Origin of the sequence: Coriobacterium glomerans PW2 (assembly GCF_000195315.1) — a bacterium.
Taxonomy (GTDB): Bacteria; Actinomycetota; Coriobacteriia; order Coriobacteriales; family Coriobacteriaceae; genus Coriobacterium; species Coriobacterium glomerans.
On record NC_015389.1, the window covers coordinates 34,812 to 59,596 of the forward strand.

The following is a 24,785-nucleotide window of genomic DNA, read 5'->3' on the forward strand; positions in this document are numbered from 1 at the left end:
CTCCTGTTCCGGGTGATCGCCGACTCCTGCGAGAGGCATCTCGGTGATCAACGCGTCGAACCTGGAGTTCTCGAGGTGGGGTGCCGTCTTCAGCGACGATCAGATGGTCGCGGCGGTGATCGATGGACGCGTTCGCCACGGCAGGCTGATCCGATTTCACGGGGAGTCTCACCGCGTGCGAGGCACCCACATGCGAGAGGAGCGGGTGCTCAGAAAAGGTGATCACATCCGGTGACCAAAGTGCTCAGAAACCGATGCTCTTTTTGCTCGGAGACTGTTGACTAAATAAACGACATCGGACTCGAGGAGGCGTGGATGGCAGCCGACTACTACGACTGCGCACTTGACGAGCTGGCCGGACGGCCATGGCCCCCGAACGTCGACAACCCTCGGAAAACAACCGTGGACCAATGAGCGAAGAGCGTTGCGCGATCGACCTTACTTGAGCGCACATCAGAAACCACAACTTTTATACCGATCGGTGTGGTGCATGGGAATACGAGCGGCTCGCATCGATAACCGTCTGTTGCACGGTATCGATGCGACGCGATGATAGAGTTCTTCTGTAGGTTTTAGAGTACGCAATATCAACTGTTCTGTTTCAAGACAGGTTTATCGCGAATATAATCTCTAAGTTTCATAAACCCTCCTTAGAAGTTAAATACCTTATCCCAATTAAAATTGCCCGATGCTTCCGTGCTTTTTGGCCACTCGCTGCACCATGCAGGAACGCCAGGAGTTTCAACTCTATCAAAGCTTGGTGTATAAGGCTTTATATCGAGGATAGGCGTACCATCATTTGCGTCAATAAAAGCAACTCGGATAATCCCTAAGTCAAAATCAATGTTAATGATTTCCGAAGCTGTCAAAGCGATGGGATTAGGACGGGCGGGCGACCTTGTGGCGAAAGCTCCCATTACCTTTGGCGCACCTTTATAAGGCTGTTCACTCTGTAACGTGTTTCTGTCAGTTTCATTATCGCAATCACTGAACCACCATATTACATTGATATGGCTAAATCCATCTAATGCCGCCATTGCTGAAATATACTCTGACTTTAATTGAATAAATGCTCCGCCTTCATCACTCTTTACCTCTCCAATGGGGTTTAACTTCAAATAACTCATGTTGTACCTCCTGTTTTTTATTGGTAAAACCAGCGTAATACCTCACATCGTGTGAGGTGCAAGAGGGAAATGAGTATATTTTGAAATTTTTACAGGGCACATCTATTCAAGTTCTAACGGTATTTGAATTTCAATTAAAAATTTCAGCGAATCATTCTCATTCCACGGACCTCTATGAACAATTTGCCGCATAGGGTTTAACATTCGATATTGACTGTTCTTTTGTAGCCATTTGGAAAATGCAATATACGCACCGCTGATATTTGAAAAATCTCCATATACCATTGTGGAAGCCATAGTCTGTATTGGCTCGGTAATACGAAAACAAAATGACGAAGGCATTGGAGTATTTTTTTGCAGTGTATTTACCGGAGCACATAATTCAATATCAACATCCCGTTCCTTATATTCTGTATCGTGATAAATTGAAAAAGTATTATTAGATATTTTTATTTTTTTATCTTTGGCAAAAGCAGAAATTTCATTCCATAAATCTCCTTCAGAATGGTATGTCGGCACAATCTTACGCAAAGAAAGCACTTTTTGCCCCGGTATTGATTTAATGGAAATGTTGTAATGTAGTTCGCTTTTATTGCACTGTATCTCGTCTTTGGCAATTGCTATTTTCTTTAATTTTTTCTGTTCGCCTTGTATAACCCGATTAATCTCAGACCGTTTTCTCTCAAGGTGTTCAAGAAGTAAATAATCGTCCATATCAAGTACATGTGCTATTTCATCAACATTAAAACCACTGTCTCGCAGATACAATATTTTATTTAAACGCGGTATTTGCTCCACCGAGTACAATCGATGTCCTGTCCATTTATCAACTTCTGCCGGCTTCAAGATTCCTATTGCATCGTAATAGCGAAGCATACGGATTGAAACTTCTGCCAGCTTTGAAAATTCACCTATTCTAAACATTTCATCACCTCCTTTACCGCCATTAAATATTACGGTCGTTCTTTTATACTTCAATCGTAAAAATACAAATATAAGCAGCATGGTTTTCACACGTTACCGAAGTTCTGTGAGGGGGGGGGGTGCTCAGTAAAGGTGATCACATCCGGTGACCAAAGTGCTCAGAAACCAATGCTCTTTTTGCTCAGAAACTATTAACTAAATACAGACGCGAGGGCCGCCTCCTTCGAGCGGGCCTTCGGTCTCGACGGCTACTTCTCCCCCTCGTGGGGCCGCAGCACGCGATCCGGCCGTGGGGCCCGAAGGAGGACACCGATACCAACGAGACGCGACGCGAGCTGTTCGAAGGCGACATGGAGGATGTCCGCCTCTGCGCGCTCCGCTACGGCGTCGACGCGACCGCCCTCCTCGATCTGAAGCGCACCTGCGCGGGCGTCTTCACCCGGCTCTTCGCCTACAGCAAGACCGGCCCCTCCTGCGCCTACGAGTGGAACCTCGGCTTCGCCCTTCCCTATCCGCACGCCGGCCGGTTCCAGACGAGGTGCAGCGGGCCTCATCCCCCAGAAGGGCTTCTGTCTCTTCAACGGCTCCTCGCCTTTGCCGGGATACCCCGACGACTGGTTCGACGACGACGGCCTGTCCAGAGTCTGCCAGTACCAGGGCTTCGACTTCATCGGCGACGGGCGCGCCCTGATGGACGTCGCACTCGACTTCTGCGACCATCCGAAGGAGGTGTGAGATGGAATTCGATATCAACCAGGAGCGGCGCAGGTACAGCGAGCTCATGAATGATTCGCGGCGAGAGATCGATCAGTCGAGCTGAACGCGCCAGCGCGACGTCCGGAGGCGCCTGTACGCGCGGATGAGGAGCCTCATCTCCCGCGCCAGCCGGCGGGCAGGAGGGCATGGCGATGCTCCGTATCCCGCCGAAGGGGATCAGGCCGAACACGTCGGAGAGGATCGAGAAGGCGACCATGGCCGCCATCACCGTCAGCATCATCACGTCGGTCGAGGACGGCGAGGAGAGCATCTCCAGGAAGAGCAGTACCATGCCGATCGTGCAGGCGGGCAGCACCAGCACCCCCAAGAGGAACACGGGCTGGTAGTACCTGCCCTCCCTCATGGAGACGTAGCGACGCCAGTCGCGCAGCTCGAAGCTGTAGTCGAACGTGGCGGGAAGCAGCATGACGTGAACCCCCCCCCCCTTGGGATCTTCGCCCGACGGTCATCGGGAGGATTGTAGCATGGGGATGGTGGTCGGCTTTGTCGGCCCTTCCAGCGCTGACGTCAGCTCCGCCTTCGTGAAATCACGTATAGACGTTTCGAAGAAATGAGAGAAACCTCCTCTCTCACATCGGATGAGATCGAGATCGCCGGTCCCTCGACCCTTTCTGATGAGGTTGAAGCTGCGAGTCCTTCAGCCTTCTCCGAAGATAGTGTGAGGAGCAAACAGCTTGATGCCGCTTTGATGACAGGAAATGCGCTTTGCCTTGGCGATTTTCACCAGGAAGTTCGGGGCCGTTTTCCTGTCTTGTCTTATTTCGAGAGCGGTTTTAGGGAAGAACTTAGACGCGGCAATCTTTCGACGGGATTGGAAGCGTTCGCGATAAAAGCCCTTATCAGAGAGAATTTCGTATTCATTCTCATGTACAACAAGAAGAATGAGAACGCTCGACGAGCGATAAAGCAGCATATTTTATATTCACCGTCCCTGGCGACTTGCGGGCGGATTCCGACAAAATGACGGCGTGTGCCACGATGTTTTTTGCTGGAACTCCCCGCAACTTCGCCGCGGCCCTTCAGCTGGCGGCGTGGGGATCTGTCGATGCCGCCTCGGCGCGTCGGCGACGCGGACAGGGAACCCTCTGATGAGACCGGCCCGTCGCTCGCCCGCCACAATGCGCGCCGCCTGCGCGTCCACGCATCGGGGAGGACAGACGGATCCGTCTTGCTCTTCTCCTGCCGACCGCGTTATACTGATGCACGCAATCGACGCTCGGCGCCCTTCGTCGGCGAGCGCAGATCAGGCGGGTGTTGCCAAGTGGTAAGGCCCCAGCTTCCCAAGCTGGTATTCGCGGGTTCGAGTCCCGTCACCCGCTCCAGAGCACACACAGCCCGCGGCGAATGCGCTCCGGGCTGTTTTTCGTTTCTGACCGTCGGATATCCAGCCGAAGGAGCCACCATGATCGATCGCTACACCCGTCCGGAGATGGGCGCCGTCTTCTCGCTCGAGAACAAGTACGCCATCTGGCAGGAGATCGAGGTGCTCGCTTGCGAGGCCCAGGCGGAGCTTGGGGTCATCGGCATCACGCGCCGTGAGGCGGCTTGGATCCGCGAGCACGCGGCCTTCAGCTGCGAAGAGGTCGATGAGATCGAACGCGTCACGAACCATGATGTCATCGCCTTTCTCACCAACATGGGCGCATACATCGATGCCAAGGCGCCTGAAGGGGCTCCCAAGCCCAGTCGTTGGGTGCACTACGGCATGACCAGCTCGGATCTGGGCGACACGGCGCTGTGTCGGCAGCTCGTCCAGGCGACCGATATCCTGATCGAGGATGTGCGCTCCCTGGGCGCGATCTGCCGCCGTCGCGGCCTGGAGGAGCGCGATACCCTGTGCGTCGGGCGCACTCATGGCATTCACGCCGAGCCCATGACGTTCGGCATGAAGTTCGGCAGCTGGGCCTGGGAGCTCAGACGCGACCTCGACCGCCTTATGGAGGCGCGCGAACAGGTTGCCGTCGGCGCGATCTCCGGTGCGGTGGGAACCTATTCCTCCATTGATCCCTTCGTCGAGGGCTATGTCTGCGAGCATCTGGGGCTCACAGGCGATCCGCTTTCCACACAGGTCATAAGCCGTGACCATCATGCGTATCTCGCCGGGGTGCTCGCCTGCACCGCCGCCACCTGCGAGCGCATCGCCACCGAGATCCGCGCCCTGCAGAAGACCGACACCCTTGAAGCGGAGGAGCCGTTTCGACGCGGCCAGAAGGGGTCGTCCGCCATGCCCCACAAGCGCAATCCCATCACCGCCGAGAAGGTCTGCGGACTGGCGCGCGTCGTGAAGGCCAACGCGCAGGTCGCCTTCGACGATGTGGCGCTGTGGCACGAACGCGACATCTCCCACAGCTCCGCCGAACGCGTCGCCCAGGCAGACAGCTTCATCGCCTTGGACCACATGCTCTGCTGCCTGACGCGCATCGTGGACGGTCTCGTTCTGTATCCGGCGAACATGCACGCCAACCTCGATCGGACCCGCGGGCTCATCTTCTCCTCGAAAGTGCTGCTCGCCTTGGTGGATACCGGCATCACGCGCGAAGACGCCTATGCGATCGTGCAGCGCGCTTCCATGCGGGTCTGGGAGGACGTCCACGAGTCGCGCCCGGGAAGAACCCTGCGCGAGTGCTTGGAGCTCGATCCGGCGTGCACGCTCACCGCTTCCGACCTCGACGGGATCTTCGACCCGCGCAGCTTTCTCACGCGCGCGGACGTCGTCTTCGATCGCCTCGAGAGCCTCAGCTTCGCATCGACGCCGGCGGGAGGGACGCATGGGCCGCGATTTCACGGGTGAATCCAAGCCTGCCGAGCGAGGCGGCATCACGCGCCGTCGGTTCACGCTCGCAGGACTTCTCACGCTGGGAGCCGCCTCCGCGGCGGGAGTGCTCAGCGGATGCTCCTCGCATGACGGTGGTTCCGCCGCCTCTGCGGGAGACCCCCAGGTGATCAACGACAAATCCAAGATCGTCTCCGTGATCGAGGACTACGACAAAGCCGAGGCGCAGCTGGAGCCCAAACAGACCTGGAAGCTTCCCTTGGGCACGGTCCTGTTCCACACGGAGGGTTCATGGGCGGTGGCGATGCTCGCGCCAGCCTCAGCGCAGACCCCCAACAAGCTGGGAGCCCTCAGCCTCGCGAGCGGCAAGATGGCCACGCTCGTCGATGCGCCCGCGCAGGGGACGGGCTATGGGTTCTTCGATGCTCGCTGCTCCGATTCGGTGTGCGCCTGGGTGGAGATGGACTTCGCTCGGCGCGTCTGGGTGCTCATGGCGCAAGAGCTCTCAGCCGGCAGGGTCTCAGGCGACCCCGTGAAGCTCGACGAGGGGGACAGAGATTACGAGCCCGCTCGCTTCACCGTGAACGGCTCCAGCGTCATTTGGCTGCATATGCCCACGGCAACTGGCAAGCGCTCCGCGGAGAACTCCTCATGCATGCGTTGGAGCGTCGGCGAGCGAGAGGGTGCTCAGCTCGTGGAGTCTCAGGGCCGCTTCTCGACGCAGCCGCGCTGCGCCGAGGGCATCCTGACGCTGACACCGCGCGTGCTGCAGTCCAAGGGGACGTATATCGGTATGACCGCATACGACCTCACAAGATCAGAAGTCACCAAGGTCGACCAGCTCATATTGCCCGAAGGGGTCAAACCGTTCGAGGCGGTGTACATGAACGAGCGCTTCGCCTTCTCGATCGAGGCCGCATACGATGGTGTCGGCGCGTTGGGCAAGATGGGCACGTTCATCGGGCGCGCAGGTGACTCCTACGTGTTCCTCGAGCGCGAACCGCTCGCGTGCCCGGTCGCAAACGGCGGGCGCTATCTCATCAAGTCCCAGTCGTCGCACTTCCTCATCGATACCGATGCCAAGACCTACGCGACGCTGCGCGCGCCGGACCGCTGCCTGGACTTCGGGGACTATCCTGCGAGCGAGGGTGCGACAACGAAGATTCTCACATATGCGACCACCCGCAACGATCAGGGCATCCCCGACGCTGTGACCGCGCGCCTCTTCTCGATCTAGCCTCCATCGGGCGGGGAGGGGGGGGTTCCGCTGAGTCCGCGGACCGGCCCTTCGTGCTTCTCACCGAAAACATCCAACCGCTTTGAAATAATCCGCGCATCCCGAATAAATCGACAAAGCGCGCTGGTATGCTATGGAGATCGGCGCATATCGGGGAATTGTACGCCGCATCTCGGGGAGTGGTCCGGCCGGGCCACTGGCATAATCTGGAGGGATCATGAACAGCAACGCAATGAAAAGAAAAACGGTCGTCGCCTCGCTATTCGCTATCATCGTGATATGCGCGGTGCTGCTCGGAGGCTGCGGGGGGCCGTCAGACGCCGACATCATCCGAACAAAGATCAGTGAGAATCTCGACTCGGTAAAACAGCTCAAAGACGATACGATCGATAAGATGATCGGCGACGGTGCCGACTCGATCAAAGAGTATGGCATCGACCCCAAAGAGGTCACCCGATCGCTCTTCGACAAGTTCGACTACAAGATCAACAGCATCGATGTGAACGGCAACAAGGCAACGGCTCACGTCACGCTGACCTGCAAGTCATTCAAAGAAATCATGACGAAATTCCAAGAGAAGATCTTTGCGCAGGCCATGCAGAACCATGCAAAAACCGGCTCCGATGACTTCAACAAGATAATGAAAGATGCACTCGAGAGCTCGGTCGATCAGGCGGATCCACGCGACACCGATTGCGATTTCAACTTCACGAAGAAGACCGACGAATGGTCCGCGGACGCGACCCAAAGCGATGAGCTCGCCCGCGCGCTAGGGCAGCGATAGAACGCGCTCTCGCACCTCGGCGGCTCGCGCGAGCCACGTCGAGCTTGTTCCACATCGTTCAGCTCGACCGAAGTGAATACGTCCGCAACCGATGTCAATCTCGTTTTCCGTGGAGGGATCATGAAGAAGAGGAGCGTGTTTGCGTTCGCCGTCGCATCTCTGATGGCGGCACTGTGCATGGTATCGCTGAGCAGCTGCGGGTTGCCCGTAGCAGAGGGAATGATCGCGCGCAACCTCAGTGAGAGGCTCGACTCGGTCAAGCATGCCGACGAAAAGATCACCGACTCGATGCTCGGTGATGCGAGCAGAGAGTTCCGGGAGCTCAACATCGACCCCAAAGAGTTCGCCAAGTCGTTTTTCGAGGCTTTCGACTACAAGATCGAGGATATCGAGATTGATGGCGATACCGCGACCGCGCACGTGAGCATCAACTGCAAGCAGCTGCAGTCCTTCATCGGCCATCTCGTGGTCGAGTTGGGTTCGAACATAAAGGGCTATTCGGATATGGGCAATTACGCCAAGCTGAAGAACCTCATGCGCGACAGCATGATGAAGGCGATCAAGGATACCGAGACCAAGAAGACCGACTGCACGTTCATCTATCACAGAGGCGACGATGGCACGTGGAACGCGGATTCGGACAAGGCTCGCGACGCGCTCGCCCATGCGATGGGCATTAACGACACGATAAGGGGCATGTCGTCGGGGTCTTGGTTATAGGAGATCTCACTGCGCTCCGCGCCGCGATGAGAGCGCTCCGGCCGCATGACGGTATCGCGACGGAGCGCCGCGGCGAATTTGACGAGATATATCGCCTGCTGGAAGAAAACCGCAGATATGGGAATACTTCACATCATGAGCGCATTCGACGTCTGCAGATGCGACGAGCCTCCGACGGCTGATGTGCAATCGCGCGTCGCCTGCGCTAGAATGAATTGATTCTTTCAATGTTGAGATGAGGAGGCCTCGTCATGGCTTCGGATGCGAGAAAAATTCTGCTGGTCGAAGACGAGAAGGCTATCCGCGACGCCGTCGCAGCCTATCTCGAGCGCGAAGGTTACTGGGTCGTCGGTGTCGGGGACGGCCAATCTGCGGTCGAGGAGTTCGAAAAGCATCAGTTCGATCTGATCGTACTCGACCTCATGCTGCCCAAGCTCTCAGGCGAGCGCGTCTGCCGTGCCATTCGCGACACCTCGGATGTACCCATCATCATGCTGACCGCCAAAGGCGAGGTGGAGGATCGCATCATCGGTCTTGAACTCGGCGCCGACGATTACATCATCAAGCCGTTCTCGCCTCGCGAGCTCGTCGCGAGGGTTCGCGCGCTGTTTCGGCGCACTCATCTGGCCGACGAGCCCCAAGTCGAGGTGCTCGATTTCGGGGATCTGGTCATCGATATCTCCGGGCACAAGATCTTGGTGGAGGGCAACGAGGTTGATCTCACCGCCTCCGAGTTCAAGCTTCTGACCACGCTCGCGCGCCATCCCGGGCGCGTCTACAACCGCATGGAGCTGGTCGAGAAGGTTTTGGGGTACGACTTCGAGGGCTATGAGCGCACGATCGACTCGCACGTCAAGAACCTCCGCGCCAAGCTCGGCGATGATCCCAAGAAGCCCAAATGGCTCTACACGGTCCACGGAGTGGGTTACCGCTTCGAGGCTCCGGCCCAGCCGGCGGCGAAGGCTGACGAGAGCGAGTAGATGCTGCCCGCGCGTCTGGTAATCGGACAAAGGCATAGACAGTCTGACGAAACGGGGTCACGTTCGAGCTGGAACACGCCTCGAAATGATTCTCGCACCGGGCTGTCGTATGCCTCTCGCATGGCGGTTTGGTTCGCGATCTGCTCTGCCATGACGGTCATCACGCTTGTGTGCGTGGTCACGTTCGTGTGGAGCGGCGTCTTCTCAGAGTACACGCGCGCGAATATGACCGAGCTGGCTCACCTCACCGCGCGAAAGCTTGCGGAGACCTACGAAAAAAACGGCGAATGGACGACCGACGACTTGGTGGCCGCCGCGAAATCCGATCGGATATCGAGAGACATCGGTCTGCAGGTGCTCGACGATACAGGAAAGATCCTGTACGACGACACCTGGCCGGCGGCCCCGGCGGCTGCAGATCTTCTGGGACCCGCTCAGGGTCCCGACTCATCGCAGCCTCCCGCTGCCGATAAAGATGGCAGCGGAAGCGACTCCGGGTCAGGCGGCGGCACCGGTGGCGGTCGCGGAAGCGGCGCGGCGCACGGGCTCACATCGAGCGCTCCCACCGATCAGGAGGGTGCTCTCACCGAGCCGATCGAGCTTGCCGACGGCACCGTCGTCGGCAAGCTGCGCATGTGGGTTCTCGGCTCCGATGCGCTGCTCACCAAGGCTGACACGGCGTTCAGGGAGAAGACCTCCAACGCGATGTTTCTCGCGGCGATCATAGCGATCGCCATCGCGATCCTGATCGGGCTGTTCGTGTCGCGCATGCTCACGAACCCGATAAGGCGCATCACCGGGACGGCCAAGCAGATCCGCGATGGCGACCTGTCGGCTCGAACCGCGTTGGTGGGCAACGATGAGATCGACCAGCTCGGTGAGACGTTCGATGAGATGGCGACCTCGCTTGAGAACGACCTCAAGCACGAGCGGCGGCTCACCTCCGATGTCGCGCACGAGCTGCGGACCCCGCTCATGGCGATGCTCGCGACGGTCGAGGCCATGCAAGACGGCGTGCTCCCCGCGGATGATGAGCATCTGGAGACCGTCGCGTCCGAGACGCGCAGGCTCTCCCGACTCGTGCAGCAGATGCTCGACCTGTCGCGGATGGAGATGCGCACGTCCAAGCTCAATATCGAGCGCGTGGACATCATACCGTTCGTTCAGGCGATCGTGGCGAGCCAGCAGCAGCTGTTCGTGGCCAGGGATCTGCGCCTGCGATTCGCCGATGAGACACAGGGACGCTCGGTTTGCATCGAGATGGATCCCGATATGATCACCCAGGCCATCATCAACCTTTTGAGCAACGCGATGCGCTACACCCCCGAGGGCGGCTGGGTCGTCGTCTCGGTGCGCTCCGAGCGGCGCTTTGTCATGATATCGGTCAAAGACACCGGCATCGGCATCGCCAAGGAGGATCTCTCCCGGATCTTCAGCCGATTCTGGCGCGCTGACGCGAGCCGCGCACGGGAGGCGGGAGGCCTGGGCGTTGGCCTTGCGGTGACCAAACAAAGCATCGAGCGCCACCATGGCTATATCTCGGTCGAGTCCGAACTTGAAAAGGGTACGACTTTTACGATTCATTTGCCGCGCGAGCAATCGTTTGAGACTCCTTCAACTACAATGGACCAATAGGCTCGCCGGAGCCGGTCGCAGGCCATCGCGACCTTTCGGCGCGCCGCGCGCGTGCGCACGCCGCGCGATCGATCCGATGTATTGAGCTGAGGAGTTGACTCACGTGAGTTCGATTGAGCGCCGTCCGGATTCCCGGGGCAAGGTTCGCGACATATACGATGCGGGCGATCGCCTGCTCATGGTCGCGACGGATCGCATCTCCGCTTTCGATTTCATCCTTCCCGATGAGATTCCCCGCAAGGGCGAGGTGCTGAACCGCATCTCGGCCTTCTGGTTCGATCGCTTCTCCGACATGGTTCCCAACCATATGATCTCGATCGATCCGGACGAATTTCCCGATGAGTTCGCAGCCTATCGCGACTATCTCGCGGGTCGCGCGATGCTCGTGCGCCGCGCCGAGCCCATCATGATCGAGTGCATCGTTCGCGGCTACCTGACAGGATCGGGCAAGCAGACCTACGATGCGGACGGCACCGTGTGCGGGATCCGTCTGCCAGCGGGTCTCACCGAGGCGTCGAAGCTGCCCGAACCGCTGTTCACACCCTCTACCAAAGCTCAGATCGGCGACCACGACGAAAACATATCCTTCGAGCGGACCGCCGATATCGTCGGCGCTGATCTGGCCGCGCGGCTGCGCGACCTTTCGCTCGAGATCTATCAGGCCGCAGCGGACTACGCGCTGTCGCGTGGCATCATCATCGCTGATACGAAGTTCGAGTTCGGTCTCATCGACGGACGTCTCACCTTGATCGACGAGTGCCTGACGCCGGACTCGAGCCGGTTCTGGCCCGCGGCGCGCTATGAGGAGGGCCGCGTTCAACCGAGCTATGACAAGCAGTTCGTTCGCGATTGGCTCAAGGGGAACTGGGACATGCGCGGAGACGCACCGCGGCTGCCTGAAGAGGTCATCGAGGGGACGTCCGCGCGCTACCGCGAGGCGTTCGAGCTCATCACGGGCGATCCGTTCTCAAGCATGGGGGAGATCGACCGGTGAGCACGCGCAGCCCGATGAACAAGCGCTCGCAGACGCGCGAGCGCCGCGGCGTCGCCCGTCGTTCGGCGGCGTCGGCCAAGCCCGCGCGCGAAGCCGCCGGCTCGGTGCGCGTCGCTCCGGCATCCTCGAGGGATCGTCGTCGACAGCTCGAGCAGGGCGAGTCGCTCCAGGGACTCACTCGTGAGGAGAAACGCGCCCGCCGTCAGCAGCGGCGCATACAGGAGGATCGCATCTTCGATGTCTCGAACATCCTCATGAAACAAGATGATGACTACAGGAAGCGCCGGGGACATCTGTGGATCGTCGTCGGCGTCGCCGCAGTGCTGGCGGCGGCGACGATCATCATCATGTTCGCGATGCGTCGACGCGCTCTCATTCCGCCGGCCAGCCTGCAGTTCGTGAGCTTCATCATCTTCTATGGCGTCATGATCGTCGCGCTCATCTACGATGCCGTCCGGCTGAGACCGATCCGCAACTTCTACCGCGCTCAGGCTCAGGGCCTCTCCGAGCGCAAGCTCGTGAGTCTGCTCGAGCGCGCCGCCGCGCGCGATCAGGCCGCTCGCGCTTCCCGGCGGGGTCTGCTCGCCAGGCTCGTTCCCGGCAGAAAAAAGTCCCGAGACGCTGACGCGAGTCCGACGGACGGATCCGAGACCGGCTCGTCCTCAGGCCCCGCCACCAGGCGATCCGCTCGGCGACGCTCAGAGGCGCACGGCGGCCGCTCCAAATCCAAGAGCTAGGAAGACCTATGATCCGAGCCGAGCTGACCGCAGAGGACGCCTGTGCGGGCATGGTCAAGCTGATGCCCAAGATCGAGCGTTATGCCGACCTCATCATCCGTAGAGGCGTGAACGTGCGGTCCGGTCAGGAGGTCGTCGTCGAGGCGGCGGTCGAGCAGCGGAGGTTCGCCGAGCTGCTGACCCGCAAGGCGTACGCCGCCGGCGCCGCTCATGTGACGGTGATCTGGCGCGATGATGCCGTGACTCGTCTCACCTACGAGCATGTGGATCTCGCTTCCTTGGAGCGGGTGCCCGAATGGGAGCGCGTCCAGCTCGAGTCGCTCGCCCAAGCGGGTGCCTGCTTCGTCTTCGTCGAGGGGGCGGACCCCGCTGCGTTGCAGGGCATCGATCCGGCGAAGCCTGCGACGGCAGCCTCGGCGCGCAACAGCCAGTGCAAATCGTTCCGACGCGGTCTCGACTTCAACATCAACCCCTGGTGCTGCGCCGGCGCTCCGGTGCCGGCATGGGCTCGTCATGTGTTTCCGGACGCGTGCGAGGAGGTCGCCCTCTACCGGTTGTGGTGCGCGATCCTATCCGCGGCGCGCGCCGACGGCGAGGATCCCGAGAGCGACTGGGAGCTGCATGATGCGACGTTCGAGAAGAATCTGCGCTTCTTGAACGAGCATCATTTCGCGAGCCTGCGTTACCGTTCCAAGAATGGCACAGATCTCACGGTCGGTATGACCGACCGTCATATCTGGGCGGGCGGCAAAGCCGAGACCCCGCAGGAGCACCCGTTCTTTCCGAACGTTCCCACCGAGGAGGTGTTCACCTCTCCGGATTGCGAGCATGTCGAGGGCATCGTGCACGCGGCGCTGCCAGTCATCCACCATGGTACGAGGATCGATCGATTCTGGCTGCGCTTCGAGGCCGGCCGCGTCGTCGACTACGACGCCGAGGTGGGCGTCGAGGCGCTCAGAAGCATCATCGAGCTCGATCGGGGTTCCAGTCGGCTCGGCGAGGTGGCGCTCATCTCCAAGAACACGCCGATCCGCGAGAGCGGCATCTTGTTTTTCGACACGCTCTACGATGAGAACGCGAGCTGCCATCTGGCTCTCGGCATCGGGTTTCCGGAGTGCTACGAGGGCGGTTACGACATGACCCCCGAGAAGCTCCGCAAGAAGGGCGTGAACATGTCGAGCACGCATGTCGACTTCATGATCGGCGCAGACGACCTCAATATCTGCGGTATGGACGCAGAGGGTCGCGAGACGTCCATCTTCGTCAACGGGCAATGGAGCTGGGAGTAGCGGCGCGGTCGCGATGGCGCAAAGGTCCGCTTCCGATTCTCACCGACCTCTCCAGGCTTGCGTCTCGCGTCGCATCCACCTCGAACATGTTCTCGCGGCCGTGCGTCTTGCGTGGTACAATGCCTCCTGCGGGCCGTTAGCTCAGTAGGCAGAGCAGGAGACTTTTAATCTCAAGGTCCAGGGTTCGAAACCCTGACGGCCCACCGCGATAGCATCATGCCCCGTGCCGGGGCATTTTTCATGCGCCGATGCGAGCTCTTCTCGCTCGGCGACGCCGATCTCGATCCGGGGCAGAGGTTCGGCTCTCACCCGCTTTCGAGTGGTTGCCGGACCGCGGGACGACCATCGATTCTCTCATCTGAGTCATCGCGGGCCCACAGATCGTCTCGCGATGGCCCGCATCGAGACCACATGCGCCGCATATGCTGCGCGTCCGCCGTTTTGAGCGCGCACGAGGGCGCGATGTGTCCTATGATGCGAGTAGCTTGTTGGCGCATCGGGTCCGGATCTCGCATGCTCGCGGGACCCGGACCCGTCATCTGAAGGGAAGGCTGGGACAATGGCAGATGTACACGAGCTTCTCGATCTGTGGATCGAGCGCGTCACGGATGAGAAGCTCCTCAGCGAGCTCCATGATATGAGAGATCGCGGCGAGTCCGAGGCGATCACCGATGCCTTCTTCCAAGACCTCGCTTTCGGCACCGCTGGGTTGCGCGGCATCATCGGCCCCGGTACGAACCGCATGAACATCTACACCGTCGGCCGGGCCACGCAGGGCTTCGCCACCTATCTGCGCTCCCTTACCGAGGAGCCCTCGGTTGCGATCGCGCGCGACAGCCGCCACGGAGGCGAGCTGTTCGTGCGGACCACGGCGGCGATCCTGGCTGCCAACGGCGTGCGCGTCCATATCTATCCTGAGATCTCACCGGTCCCGACGCTTTCCTGGGCCGTGCGCGATCTGTGCTGCACCGGTGGGATCTGCATGACCGCGAGTCACAATCCCGCGGCCTACAACGGCTACAAGGTCTACGGCCCGGACGGATGCCAGATCACGAGCCAGGCCGCCCGCGCCATATCGAAGGCCATCGAGCGGACCGATCCCTTTGACGACGTGACGACCATGGAGTTCGATGAGGCGGTGGCCCGCGGTCTCATCCGCTGGATCGATGATGAGGTGCTGAGGAGCTACTATCGCGCCGTGATCGCGCAGTCGGTGAGCAACCTCACGCCCGATCAGGCAGCGCGCACCCCGCTCAGACTCGTCTACACCCCGCTCAACGGCACCGGTCTCATTCCGGTGACGACCGTGCTCTCCGCCGCCGGCATCACCGATGTGACCGTCGTGCCCGAGCAGCGCGACCCGGATGGAGACTTTCCGACCTGTCCGTATCCCAATCCCGAGATCCGGGAGGCCATGCAAAAAGGGATCGATCTGTCAGAGCGCATTCATCCCGACCTGTTGCTCGCGACCGATCCCGATGCCGATCGCGTAGGCGTTGCCGTGAAGTCCGCAGGCGACTACCTGCTGCTCACCGGCAATGAGATCGGTGTGCTGCTGCTCGACTACATCTGCCGGATGCGCTCGGGGCGCGGCGAGGAGCTGTCGAACAAGGTCGCTGTCACCACGATCGTCTCCTCGGCTATGACCGATGCGCTGGCCGCTCAGTACGGCTTCGAGCTGCGTCGCGTTCTCACCGGCTTCAAGTACATCGGCGACATCATCACCGAACTCGAGAGGGACGGCGAGCCGGAGCGCTTCATCTTCGGCTTCGAGGAGAGCTACGGCTATCTGTCCGGTGATCACGTGCGCGACAAGGACGCCGTCAACGCATCTCTGCTCATTTGCCAGATGGCGCAGTACTACAAGACCCAGAGCATGAGTCTGGCCGATGCGATGGAGCGGCTCTACGAGCGTCATGGCTATTACCACAACAAAACGATCTCGCTTGCCTATCCAGGTGCCGAGGGCGCAGCGAAGATGTCCGATCTCATGATAGATCTGCGAAAGAATCCCCCGACGGAGATCGGCGGATCCGCTGTCGAGCGGGTCATCGACTACGCTTCCGGTGTACATGGGCTCCCCGCGGCAGATGTGGTCGAGTTCGACCTCGCCGGGGGCAACAAGGCCATCGTGCGACCGTCTGGTACCGAGCCGAAGATCAAGCTGTACGTGTTCGCGAAAGGTGCCGACGCCGCAGCCGCCGACGAGCTCATGGCGCGCATCGAGGATGCCGGGCGCGAGCTGCTGTCCTGACGTGAACCGCGATGCGTCAGCGACGCGTCATCTGATGCTGAAGTACCAGATGAGACCTAAGATCACGGCAGCTAGAATGAGCACCCCGAAGAACCGGCGCATGGTGCGCTTCGCCCGCTCCTCCCGCGACGTGAAGATCGCCCTGCCCGCCTTCGGGGTCTGGAGGTAGCGATCCGAGTGGATGACCTTGCGTCGCTCCGCGTTCTGCACGGCTTGAGGAATTTCGCTCGGACGATCGCGCATCGCCGTGCTGCTCGTCGACGGCAGATATTGCGGATCCGCTGTCGCCACGCCCATATGTCGATGGGGCGAGCCGAGCTCATCTTGAGCGCGCCGCCGATCGCACGGTGGCGCTCCGGAGTCAAAGATGGGCTCCTGCGTGATGTGCCGCCGGTTGGGCCGAAAAGCCCTTGCGTCGGATGGAGGAGGATCTGAGCCGTAAGATTTCACATCGCCCGGCGATCCCGCGATGCCACCGGAATGGGTCTCCGGATCACCGTGAGGCGGTGTGCTGCGCGCAGTGCGTTGGTTATCCATGACGCGCCCTCAAACTCGATAGCATACAGACGAATTCATTCTAAGAGGTCCGTCTGGGCTTGTCTGGAACATGCAGAAAAAGATCACGCATTCACGAGCGAAACACACGATCCGATTCGCTGGCGACTGTCGAGTTCTGCATTTCGCATCATATGACCCTTAGATTATCTAAGTCTTATGAACTTAGATAAAATGATGTGAACTCACTTATAAAATTTCTCAGATTATGTATAATGCACATAGATCGGGGAATAACGCAAGTGATTAAAGGTCGTCGCGCCACAAGGGCGACAAGAGCACGAAGGAGTGATCTGTATGGCAAGCTTGATTCCGTATCGTTCAGTTCTGGGTCTGCGTCCGTCGGCCAACACGTTGTTCGATGTCTTCGACGACATGCTGGATTTCACCGGAAACCCGGCAGCGAGCAAGGCGTTTCCCATCGATGTGGAAGACAAAGGTGAGGCCTACGAGGTCAAGGCCTACTTCACCGGTGTCAATAAAAATGATATCGATGTGGAGCTGAACGAGGGCCGTCTGTCCATCTCGGTCAACGTGGAAGAGGAGAAAGAGGAGAAGGATAAGAACTACCTGCAAAAGGAGTTCTCGGCCTACAGCGCATCGCGGGGCGTCTACCTGAAGGATGCTTCAAGCGAGGGCCTATCGGCTCAGTACGCCGATGGCGTGCTGACCGTCTCTGTCCCCAAGATCGCGGAGAAGGCGAACGTCACAAAGATCAACATCGATTGATCGTTCTCGCGCGCTCAGCGCAAGGAACGTGCGGCCTCGTCGAGGCCGCTCATCGAGGTGGCCCGGGCATCGTGTCCGGGCCACCTGCTGTTCTCGGGAGGCTCTCTCAAAGAAAGCTCATGGGTTCGAATTGACTCGCCGCCCCTATGCGCAGCATCCTGGTCGGGTTGGTGCGTCTGAGCGTCGCCGAGCAACCGAGATCATCGTCGAGGCCGGCTTTGAGCGCGGCCGCCAGGGCGCGCACCGCCAGACTCGGACGGTTGTTCTCGAGCGAGATATGCATGCACACGATCTGCTCGGTGCCCTCGCCAACGAGGTCGACAGCGGCCTCGGCCGCCTGCGCGTTCGACAGGTGCCCTCGACTCGATGCGATGCGATCCTGCAGCATGCGCGGATAGGATCCGCCGCGCAGCATGGCCACGTCGTGGTTGCTCTCGAGTGCCAGGATCCGCACATCGCGCAGCTCCCTCATGGCGGCCTCACTCAAGATGCCGGTATCGGTGACAAAGCCTATGGCGTCCTCCTCGCAGCTGAAGCGCAGACCGATGGGATTCGCGACGTCGTGCGAGGTGGAGAACGTTTGGATTCGAACGCCGGCGATCTCCAGGGCATCGCCGGCCTCGAAGCGGATGAAGGGCAGGCATGCCAGATATGAGCGCTTCTCAGCGGTGCCGGCGCTCGCCCAGATCGTGCCGTCGAACTTGCGACACCACACACCGACGCCGCTCACATGATCCGAGTGCTCATGGGTGAGCACCAGCGCGCGGACCCTCGTCTCATCGAGCCCGAGGCGATGCATTCGAGCGAGCACCTCGCGGCGCGAGAATCCGTCATCGATCATGATCAGACCCTCCGGCGCCTCCACGAGGGCGCAGTTCCCCTTCGAACCGCTGCCCAAGATGTGCAGATGCAGCTTCCTCGTACCGATCGATGCGCCTTTTGCGTCCATACATCTCCCAGCCGCTACAATAGGTGAAGTTCAAAGGAGGTACCCATGCCAACGGTCTCGCAGCGCACGATCCAGAGCCGAGCGCGAATCCCAAGCTCGGCGCGCGCACCAAAAGACGATTCCGTCCCCCCCGTGGTACTCATGGTATCAGGAGGGGCGGACTCCACGGCGCTTCTTCTGATGGCGTGCACATCAAAGCTCGATATCGACGACGGATGCGGCCGGGCTTCCATCGCGCGCAATCGGCTGCACGTCTTGCACGTCAACCATCACCTGCGCGGGAGCGCATCCGATGGCGACGAGGCATTCGTTCGCGAGCTGTGCCGTCGCCTCGGCGTGCCCGTCTGCGTCGAGCACGCCTCCCTGCGAGATCTCGGAGGCAGAAATCTCGAGGCGGCGGCGCGCGATGTCCGCTATGCCGCCGCGCGTCGCTACCTGAAAGAGCTTGTCGAGGAGGCCGGATGCCCGCGCCGCTCCGCTCGGATCGCGACGGCGCACACAGCCAACGATCGAGCTGAGACCTTTTTCATGAACGCGATCAGAGGCTCAGGGATCTCCGGTCTATCCAGCATCCCGCGCAGACGCAATCTCATCGTGCGGCCGCTCATCGATCGGACGCATGAGGAGCTTCAACGCTACCTCGAGGTGGCCGGGCTTCGCTGGCGGGAGGACGAGAGCAACAGAGACACCTCGTTTCTGCGAAATTACGTGCGTCACCGTCTCATGCCCGTCGCGATGGAGCGCAACAGGAATCTCGTCCGCACGGTAGCGGCGAGCTGTGACATCCTTGCTGATGAGGATGCGTACATGCAAAAGCTCGCGGCGACGGCGCTGCGGTCGTGCACGCGACGAGAGGGGGCGGGTCTGCTCGTCTTGAATGCGGACCGGCTCGCCGCCACGCAGATCGCCCTCGCCCGCCGGATGGTTCGCTTGGCTGTCAAGCGGATCGACCCGCAAGCTCGCTTGGAGATGGATCATGTCCAAAGGGTGCTCGAATGCGTGGCCGCTGGGGAGCGCTCGATCACGCTGCCGGGCGGCATCAGCGCCCTGGTCGAGTTCGGGACGCTCACGTTTCGCGTGCCCGCGCCTCTTCGTGAGCCGACGCCGGGTTGGCTGCCGGTACCCGGCAAGATCGCGATCACCGAGGAGACGGCGATCGAGGTGGAGCCCATCAGCATGGAGCCGGGCTCGGACCCGATCGCCTGCGCGCGCCGCGCCGCGCCGGCTGTTCTGGTCGATGCCGCATCACTCGGCTACGGAGAAGCTGATCTGCCTCACGGTATGAATGACAATGAGGCGACGGGGGTCGGCTCGATGCGGCTATGGGTGGACACGCCGGTTCCCGGGGACGTCATGTGTCCGTTGGGCATGCACGGAAGATCCAAGAAGCTCTCAGACATATTCGGGGCGGATCGAGTGCCGGTGGAGGAGCGCTCCCGCGTGCCGGTCGTTCGGACCGCTCCCACCGGAGCAGTGGTGTGGGTGGCGGGTGTCAGGCTCGATGACAGGTTCAGATGCACGCCGACCACGAAGGTCGCGCTGAGGATCTCCGTTCGCGGAACCGATAAAAACCATTGATAGCTGCTTCGTCAGATGGTACATGGCGCAGCTTGATATCTCATATGACTGGACTTCTCAAGCTTGAACATAAATAGTTGCTACCGTTAACCGATAGATAGTTGCCGTTCGCAACTATCTTCTTGCTGGCAAGGTAGTTGTTGATGACAATTACTTTGCCACCAGGGACGACCTGCTGGCTGATCGGTTGAAGTGGGCGCGTCGCGAGGAGCTTGGACATGCGGTATCTGCTGTTGGTGAGTCATGGAACACTCGCTCCGGGTTTGCACAGCGTGCTCTCCATGCTTGTCGGCGACAGATCCACCATATCGAGCTGCAGCCTCGAGGACGGGATGGGAGCCGACGAGTACCGCGATCGCGTACGTCGCCTGATCGAGCCGATGGGCGCAGACGACGAAGTGGTTGTCATGGGTGACATCATAGGCGGCTCGCCGCTCACGAACGCGATGGACCTCATCGCGGAGAAGGGCCTGCTGGGCGCGACCATGGCGTTCGGCGGGATGAACCTCCCGATGGCGATGACGGCTGCGATGGGACTCGACTCCATGGACGCCGATGAGCTGAGAGACAGCGTGCTCGCCGAGGGACGAGCCGGTCTACGCGAACTCGACTTGAGGCCCGCGTTGGACGAGAACGAGGATGAAGAGGAAATCTGAGCCGTTCCATCGAGGGGAAGGGGATCTTCTTTCCATCTCGAGGGGATCCATCGGATGAGATCGCGCCTCGACCGACCGGCGTCGCTGCGAAGACCTCGTCGAAGCCAAGGTTGCGAGGCCGTCCGCAGTCCAGAGAGAGGCCACGCTCGACAATCGGATGATAGGAGAATTCATGATAACGTTTCTGCGCATCGATGACCGGATGATACACGGCCAGACCTGCACGCGATGGGCGCTCGAGTACCCTTGCGACGGCCTGATCGCCGTGAACGATGCGGCTGCGACCAACCCGGTTCTCAAAGCCGCCTACAAGGGGGCGACATCGGACAAGAAGACCTTCGTGTGGACACTGGACCATTTTCGCATGAAGAGTCAGCAGGTCCTGGACAGCGCTGATCGTTACTTCCTGATCACGAAGAACCCGATCGACATGAAGAGGATTCTCGTCGATCAGGGCTTCGAGGCCGGACTCGATCGCGTATGCGTAGGTCCCTGCAACGATCGGCCCGGTGCGATCAGACTCGGGAACAATCAGTCCATTACGCACGATGAGGCTCAAGCGCTCGAGGATATCACCAGCGCCGGATATACCGTGGAATTCGCCCTGCTCAAGGAGAAGTCGATCGGGGAGTGGCCGAAGTTTCGCAAGCAGTTCGGCTTCAGCTGATCGAGAGACCACATCGCGCTCGCGCGCTCTGGCGGCGCACGGCAAACAATCAAAGCGTCTTCACCGAGTCCGTGACCGGGCTTGGAGGTACGTCCGGAACAGCCCCGTCGACAAGGGCTCGGAGATAGAAGAAAGGTGGAAGGAACTATGGCAGTAACTGCATTGCAAGCCACGCTGTTCGGCCTGTTCGCATGCCTCGCATCGATGCCGGGCATGGGTGGCACGACCGTGGGCAACTACACGCTCGGCCGTCCGCTCGTAGCCGGTCTCGTGGTCGGTGCGATCATGGGAGACATCCAGACCGGTATCATCGTGGGCGCAGCAATCCAGCTCGTCTACATCGCGCTGGTGACCCCTGGTGGAACGGTCTCTGCTGACGTGCGCGCCATCAGCTACATCGGCATCCCGCTCGCGATTTTGGCGATTCGCTCGCAAGGGCTCGATCCCTCTTCGAGCGAGGCCGCCGGCCTCGCCGCGTCGCTCGGAGCCGCCGTGGGCACGCTCGGCACCGTCTTGTTCTACGGAACGGCGACGATCAATCTGGTCTGGCAGGGAATAGGCTGGCACGCCCTTGAGCGCGGAGACACGAAAAAGCTCTATCTCGTCGACTGGGTTCTGCCTTGGATCTCGCATATCATCTGTTCATTTCTGCCGACGTTCATCATCACGATGGCCGGTGCGAACATGGTCGATCTCATGAAAGCCTACATGCCGATGGATGGCATCGCGATGAAGACGCTGTTCACCGTCGGCTCGCTGCTGCCCGCCGTCGGCGTCGCGATCCTTCTCAAGCAGGTTATCGGCAAGCCGACTGATTTTCTCACATTCTTCTTCGGCTTCACGCTGTCCGCGGTCATGGGGGCGAACCTGGTGGCTGCAGCGCTCATAGGCTGCTTCTTTGCACTGATCAACTATCGCATCGAGACGATCAGGATCGCCAAGGCAACTCCGGCGGGCACCTTCGATGCCGCCGAGGACGAGGAAGAGGAGGACATCTGAGATGGCGGACAACTCTGCTGCGGCCCGCGCAGGCCGCAAGAAGGTTTCTGACAAAGCGCTCAAGAAATCGTTTCACAACTGGATCTACGGCAACCTGACCTGCTTCTCGCAGGAGCACATGCAGACATTCGGCTACTTGGTGTCGATGCTGCCCATCGTCGAGGATCTCTATGAGACCCACGACGAGCAGGTCAGGGCTCTCAAGACCTACAGCGCCTTTTTCAATACCGAGCCGCAGATCGGCACGATGATCGTCGGTGTGACCGTGGGTCTGGAGGAGGCGCGCGCCAACGGCGACCCGATCGATGACGAGACGATCAACGGCATCCGCGCCGGCCTCATGGGGCCGCTTGCCGGTCTGGGCGATTCGCTGATCGTCGGCACGCTCATCCCGATCATCCTGGGCATCTCGCTGGGGCTCTCCAATGGGGGTTCGATCGTCGGTCCGATCTTCTACATCGTCGTGTGGAACGTGCTCATGTATCTTGGCATGCATCTCGCATACTTCCGCGGCTACGAGATGGGCGGCAAGGCGGTCGAGGCGCTCGTCGGCCCGAACGCCACGGCGATTCGCGATTCGATCGTCATGGTCGGCACCATGGTCATCGGGGCTGTCGCGGCGACGTGGATCTCCATCGAGACGGTGCTGCCGCTGCCTGGTGATTCGACGCTGCAGAAGACCTTCGACGGCATCTATCCCAAGCTGCTGCCTTTGCTGTTCACCTTGTTCTGCTGGTGGCTCATGGCGAAGAAGAAGATCAACCCGATCGTGGTGATGCTCATCTTGGTCGTGATCGCGTTTCTCGGAGTGCTCGTCGGATTCTTCAATCCGGGACTGTCCTACTGAGTGCGAGATCATCCGAGGCGAGCCGTGGCCCGGCCGCACCGCGCCGTCTGAGCGGTGCGGCCTCGTCCCTTGGCTGGCGTAGCTCGGCGCATCGCCGGATTTGTGAGCGAAGGTCCGTCGGCGCCGTCGATGCGATCAGATCGATGCGAGGGGAGATCAGCAGATGGCGCAGATACACAGGGCTTCAGCGAGTCCCGGCACCATGGGCAGACGCGAGCTGATCGAGGAGGCGCGCCTCCAGACCGCCGCGATCGGCCGGCTCGGCGCCTGGTTGAGGCTCGCCTGCTCGCTGGCGGCGATCGGGGCGATCCTGGTGTTGTGGGGCACTCAGAAGGCCTCGCCGGCCGCCGTCGCAGCAGGGGTCGCCTGCCTTGTGATCGGCGTGCCGATCTCGGTGATCCTGAAGATCGGCATCGCGCATGCGAGGAGCAACGTCGAAAAGATCCTTGAGGCTGCGGGCGCGGGCTCGTCCGCTCACGATGGCGCGGACGAGCGATCCGCTTCGCGCCGCGCTCGGAGATCGACGAGAGCGTGAGGGTTCCGAGCGCGGATGCGCGCTTCATCGCGAGGTCGGCATGCGGGATCGAAGACGGATACAATGGTGAGGTTTTGCCGAGCTGAGCTTTGCGCGTCGTTCGCAAGCACCAGTCAAATCGCCAAAGGGTCGCGCGCTCCGTTTCAAGTATTGCGATTCACGGGCATCGGAGCCCGAGACTGCGAAGCGCACGGGAGGGTGCCCGCACAAGGAGCGGATATGGCTGCACGATGCATGGAGATGGGGGGCATAGGCACCTGTTTCGGTGGTGTCGGCCGCCATCATTCAGGTAAACTCATCTATCGATTGGTCTGTGCGCTCGCCGGTGCAGCGGACCTGGACCCGGATCTCGCCGGTGATGCGGATGACGCCGCGATTCTACGGGACGGTTTGAGGATTCAAGACGTGAACTACGAGGACGTTGCCAGAAAACTGATCGTGTACTCCCGGTCACTCGCCAAGGGGTCCTTGAGCACCGTGCATGGAGCGAGCGTGGGCGAAGCTCCCGTGCTCCAATACCTGGTGAACGCGAAGGGCGATATCATTCCGTCGGAGCTCGCCGGAAGACTCGGGTACACGCGTGGTCGCATGTCGCACATCCTCGACGCTCTTGAGAGCAAGGGCTACATCAGGCGCGTCCAGGACGAGCGGGATCGTCGCCGCGTCATCGTGAGCATCTCCGATGAGGGTCGGCGCTACGCGGCCGAGAGATACGCCGAGAGCGTCGCGGCTCTGGCGCACCAGCTCTCCGCGCTGGGCGAGCATGATGCGAACGAGCTGGTGCGCATTCTCAACAAAGCGTATAGCATCACCTATGACAAAGAGGATTACCTAGAGGACCTCTAGTCATCGAGTCGCTGCGTCGCTCGCTCGAGAGAAATGCTGCTGAGCGTGTGTTGGTTGCAGGAATTCGCCGAGCGGAGGCGTCCGGAGGAGCCCTCAGCGCTCTATGTTGATACAATGGGAACCCGTCTCGTGGGGTCCCTGCTGGCGCTGAAGTCTTTGACCAGGGTCAGCCGGACACCGATATCATAGAGCA

Annotated in this window: 26 protein-coding genes and 2 tRNA genes; 22 read left to right on the plus strand and 6 right to left on the minus strand. The window is 60.3% G+C overall.

Annotated elements, in window-relative coordinates; genetic code table 11:
• The first annotated feature begins 43 nt into the window (after positions 1–43).
• Positions 44–235: an ATP-binding protein gene (locus CORGL_RS10125; RefSeq protein ID WP_049777630.1), complete on the plus strand. Its 192-nt coding sequence runs from the start codon at positions 44–46 to the stop codon at positions 233–235.
• A 415-nt stretch (positions 236–650) separates the two neighbouring features.
• Here the strand turns inward: CORGL_RS10125 and CORGL_RS09525 are convergent, their stop codons facing one another.
• The 4 genes from CORGL_RS09525 to CORGL_RS00180 all read right to left on the minus strand — a co-directional run bounded on the left by CORGL_RS09525 (position 651) and on the right by CORGL_RS00180 (position 3,234).
• Positions 651–1,127, minus strand: a complete 477-nt coding sequence (locus tag CORGL_RS09525) for an SAM-dependent methyltransferase (RefSeq protein ID WP_013707903.1) — start codon at positions 1,125–1,127, stop codon at positions 651–653.
• A gap of 102 nt (positions 1,128–1,229) precedes the next feature.
• Positions 1,230–2,051, minus strand: a complete 822-nt coding sequence (locus CORGL_RS09530) for a MerR family transcriptional regulator (RefSeq protein WP_013707904.1) — start codon at positions 2,049–2,051, stop codon at positions 1,230–1,232.
• 248 nt (positions 2,052–2,299) lie between these two features.
• Positions 2,300–2,632, minus strand: coding sequence for a hypothetical protein (locus CORGL_RS00175; protein ID WP_156789727.1), 333 nt, complete (start codon positions 2,630–2,632; stop codon positions 2,300–2,302).
• Between the two features lie 86 nt (positions 2,633–2,718).
• Positions 2,719–3,234, minus strand: a complete 516-nt coding sequence (locus CORGL_RS00180) for a hypothetical protein (protein WP_013707906.1) — start codon at positions 3,232–3,234, stop codon at positions 2,719–2,721.
• A gap of 144 nt (positions 3,235–3,378) precedes the next feature.
• On the opposite strand from CORGL_RS00180, the gene CORGL_RS09875 reads away from it, so the two are divergent.
• The 13 genes from CORGL_RS09875 to CORGL_RS00250 all read left to right on the plus strand — a co-directional run bounded on the left by CORGL_RS09875 (position 3,379) and on the right by CORGL_RS00250 (position 16,231).
• Positions 3,379–3,792, plus strand: a complete 414-nt coding sequence (locus CORGL_RS09875; protein ID WP_172633497.1) for a hypothetical protein — start codon at positions 3,379–3,381, stop codon at positions 3,790–3,792.
• A gap of 283 nt (positions 3,793–4,075) precedes the next feature.
• Positions 4,076–4,150, plus strand: a tRNA-Gly gene (locus CORGL_RS00190).
• 80 nt (positions 4,151–4,230) lie between these two features.
• Positions 4,231–5,619, plus strand: a complete 1,389-nt coding sequence (purB, locus tag CORGL_RS00195; RefSeq protein WP_013707907.1) for an adenylosuccinate lyase — start codon at positions 4,231–4,233, stop codon at positions 5,617–5,619.
• Positions 5,597–6,838: a hypothetical protein gene (locus tag CORGL_RS00200; protein ID WP_013707908.1), complete on the plus strand. Its 1,242-nt coding sequence runs from the start codon at positions 5,597–5,599 to the stop codon at positions 6,836–6,838. The genes purB and CORGL_RS00200 overlap by 23 nt, the downstream gene beginning before the upstream one ends.
• Before the next feature lie 217 nt (positions 6,839–7,055).
• The gene (locus CORGL_RS09265) at positions 7,056–7,622 is read left to right on the plus strand and encodes a hypothetical protein (RefSeq protein WP_013707909.1); all 567 of its coding nucleotides are present in this window, start codon (positions 7,056–7,058) and stop codon (positions 7,620–7,622) included.
• Positions 7,623–7,742: 120 nt separating this feature from the next.
• A complete protein-coding gene (locus tag CORGL_RS00210) occupies positions 7,743–8,342 on the plus strand; it encodes a hypothetical protein (RefSeq protein WP_013707910.1) in 600 nt (199 codons plus the stop codon).
• A 251-nt stretch (positions 8,343–8,593) separates the two neighbouring features.
• Positions 8,594–9,322 (plus strand): response regulator transcription factor, encoded by a 729-nt coding sequence (locus CORGL_RS00215; protein ID WP_013707911.1) that lies wholly within the window; start codon positions 8,594–8,596, stop codon positions 9,320–9,322.
• Positions 9,323–10,957, plus strand: coding sequence for a HAMP domain-containing sensor histidine kinase (locus CORGL_RS00220; RefSeq protein ID WP_013707912.1), 1,635 nt, complete (start codon positions 9,323–9,325; stop codon positions 10,955–10,957).
• Positions 10,958–11,060: 103 nt separating this feature from the next.
• On the plus strand, positions 11,061–11,951 hold the full coding sequence (locus tag CORGL_RS00225) for a phosphoribosylaminoimidazolesuccinocarboxamide synthase (protein WP_013707913.1): 891 nt from the start codon (positions 11,061–11,063) through the stop codon (positions 11,949–11,951).
• Positions 11,948–12,688 (plus strand): hypothetical protein, encoded by a 741-nt coding sequence (locus tag CORGL_RS00230; protein WP_013707914.1) that lies wholly within the window; start codon positions 11,948–11,950, stop codon positions 12,686–12,688. The genes CORGL_RS00225 and CORGL_RS00230 overlap by 4 nt, the downstream gene beginning before the upstream one ends.
• A gap of 8 nt (positions 12,689–12,696) precedes the next feature.
• Positions 12,697–13,977, plus strand: a complete 1,281-nt coding sequence (locus CORGL_RS00235; protein ID WP_013707915.1) for an aminopeptidase — start codon at positions 12,697–12,699, stop codon at positions 13,975–13,977.
• Positions 13,978–14,107: 130 nt separating this feature from the next.
• Positions 14,108–14,180, plus strand: a tRNA-Lys gene (locus CORGL_RS00240).
• A gap of 356 nt (positions 14,181–14,536) precedes the next feature.
• Complete coding sequence (locus CORGL_RS00250) at positions 14,537–16,231, plus strand: phospho-sugar mutase (RefSeq protein WP_013707916.1); 1,695 nt, start codon at positions 14,537–14,539, stop codon at positions 16,229–16,231.
• Between the two features lie 27 nt (positions 16,232–16,258).
• Here CORGL_RS00250 and CORGL_RS00255 read toward each other — a convergent pair whose 3' ends face one another.
• Positions 16,259–16,768 carry a hypothetical protein gene (locus tag CORGL_RS00255; protein ID WP_013707917.1) on the minus strand — a complete coding sequence of 170 codons (510 nt, stop codon included), beginning with the start codon at positions 16,766–16,768 and terminating at the stop codon, positions 16,259–16,261.
• A 315-nt stretch (positions 16,769–17,083) separates the two neighbouring features.
• Between CORGL_RS00255 and CORGL_RS00260 the strand changes: the two genes are divergently transcribed.
• Positions 17,084–17,515 (plus strand): Hsp20/alpha crystallin family protein, encoded by a 432-nt coding sequence (locus CORGL_RS00260; protein ID WP_013707918.1) that lies wholly within the window; start codon positions 17,084–17,086, stop codon positions 17,513–17,515.
• Between the two features lie 106 nt (positions 17,516–17,621).
• Here CORGL_RS00260 and CORGL_RS00265 read toward each other — a convergent pair whose 3' ends face one another.
• The gene (locus tag CORGL_RS00265) at positions 17,622–18,464 is read right to left on the minus strand and encodes an MBL fold metallo-hydrolase (protein WP_013707919.1); all 843 of its coding nucleotides are present in this window, start codon (positions 18,462–18,464) and stop codon (positions 17,622–17,624) included.
• Between the two features lie 45 nt (positions 18,465–18,509).
• On the opposite strand from CORGL_RS00265, the gene tilS reads away from it, so the two are divergent.
• The 7 genes from tilS (at position 18,510) to CORGL_RS09270 (ending at position 24,592) form a co-directional block, all read left to right on the plus strand.
• Entirely contained in the window at positions 18,510–20,042 is a 1,533-nt protein-coding gene (tilS, locus tag CORGL_RS00270) for a tRNA lysidine(34) synthetase TilS (protein ID WP_013707920.1), read from the plus strand.
• 218 nt (positions 20,043–20,260) lie between these two features.
• Positions 20,261–20,698: a PTS sugar transporter subunit IIA gene (locus CORGL_RS00275; protein ID WP_013707921.1), complete on the plus strand. Its 438-nt coding sequence runs from the start codon at positions 20,261–20,263 to the stop codon at positions 20,696–20,698.
• A 172-nt stretch (positions 20,699–20,870) separates the two neighbouring features.
• Positions 20,871–21,365, plus strand: coding sequence for a PTS sugar transporter subunit IIB (locus CORGL_RS00280; RefSeq protein ID WP_013707922.1), 495 nt, complete (start codon positions 20,871–20,873; stop codon positions 21,363–21,365).
• 147 nt (positions 21,366–21,512) lie between these two features.
• Positions 21,513–22,364 carry a PTS mannose/fructose/sorbose/N-acetylgalactosamine transporter subunit IIC gene (locus CORGL_RS00285; protein ID WP_013707923.1) on the plus strand — a complete coding sequence of 284 codons (852 nt, stop codon included), beginning with the start codon at positions 21,513–21,515 and terminating at the stop codon, positions 22,362–22,364.
• A 1-nt stretch (position 22,365) separates the two neighbouring features.
• On the plus strand, positions 22,366–23,211 hold the full coding sequence (locus tag CORGL_RS00290; protein WP_013707924.1) for a PTS system mannose/fructose/sorbose family transporter subunit IID: 846 nt from the start codon (positions 22,366–22,368) through the stop codon (positions 23,209–23,211).
• Positions 23,212–23,374: 163 nt separating this feature from the next.
• Positions 23,375–23,746 carry a hypothetical protein gene (locus CORGL_RS00295; protein WP_013707925.1) on the plus strand — a complete coding sequence of 124 codons (372 nt, stop codon included), beginning with the start codon at positions 23,375–23,377 and terminating at the stop codon, positions 23,744–23,746.
• 219 nt (positions 23,747–23,965) lie between these two features.
• The gene (locus tag CORGL_RS09270) at positions 23,966–24,592 is read left to right on the plus strand and encodes a MarR family winged helix-turn-helix transcriptional regulator (RefSeq protein WP_013707926.1); all 627 of its coding nucleotides are present in this window, start codon (positions 23,966–23,968) and stop codon (positions 24,590–24,592) included.
• Positions 24,593–24,785: the final 193 nt, after the last annotated feature.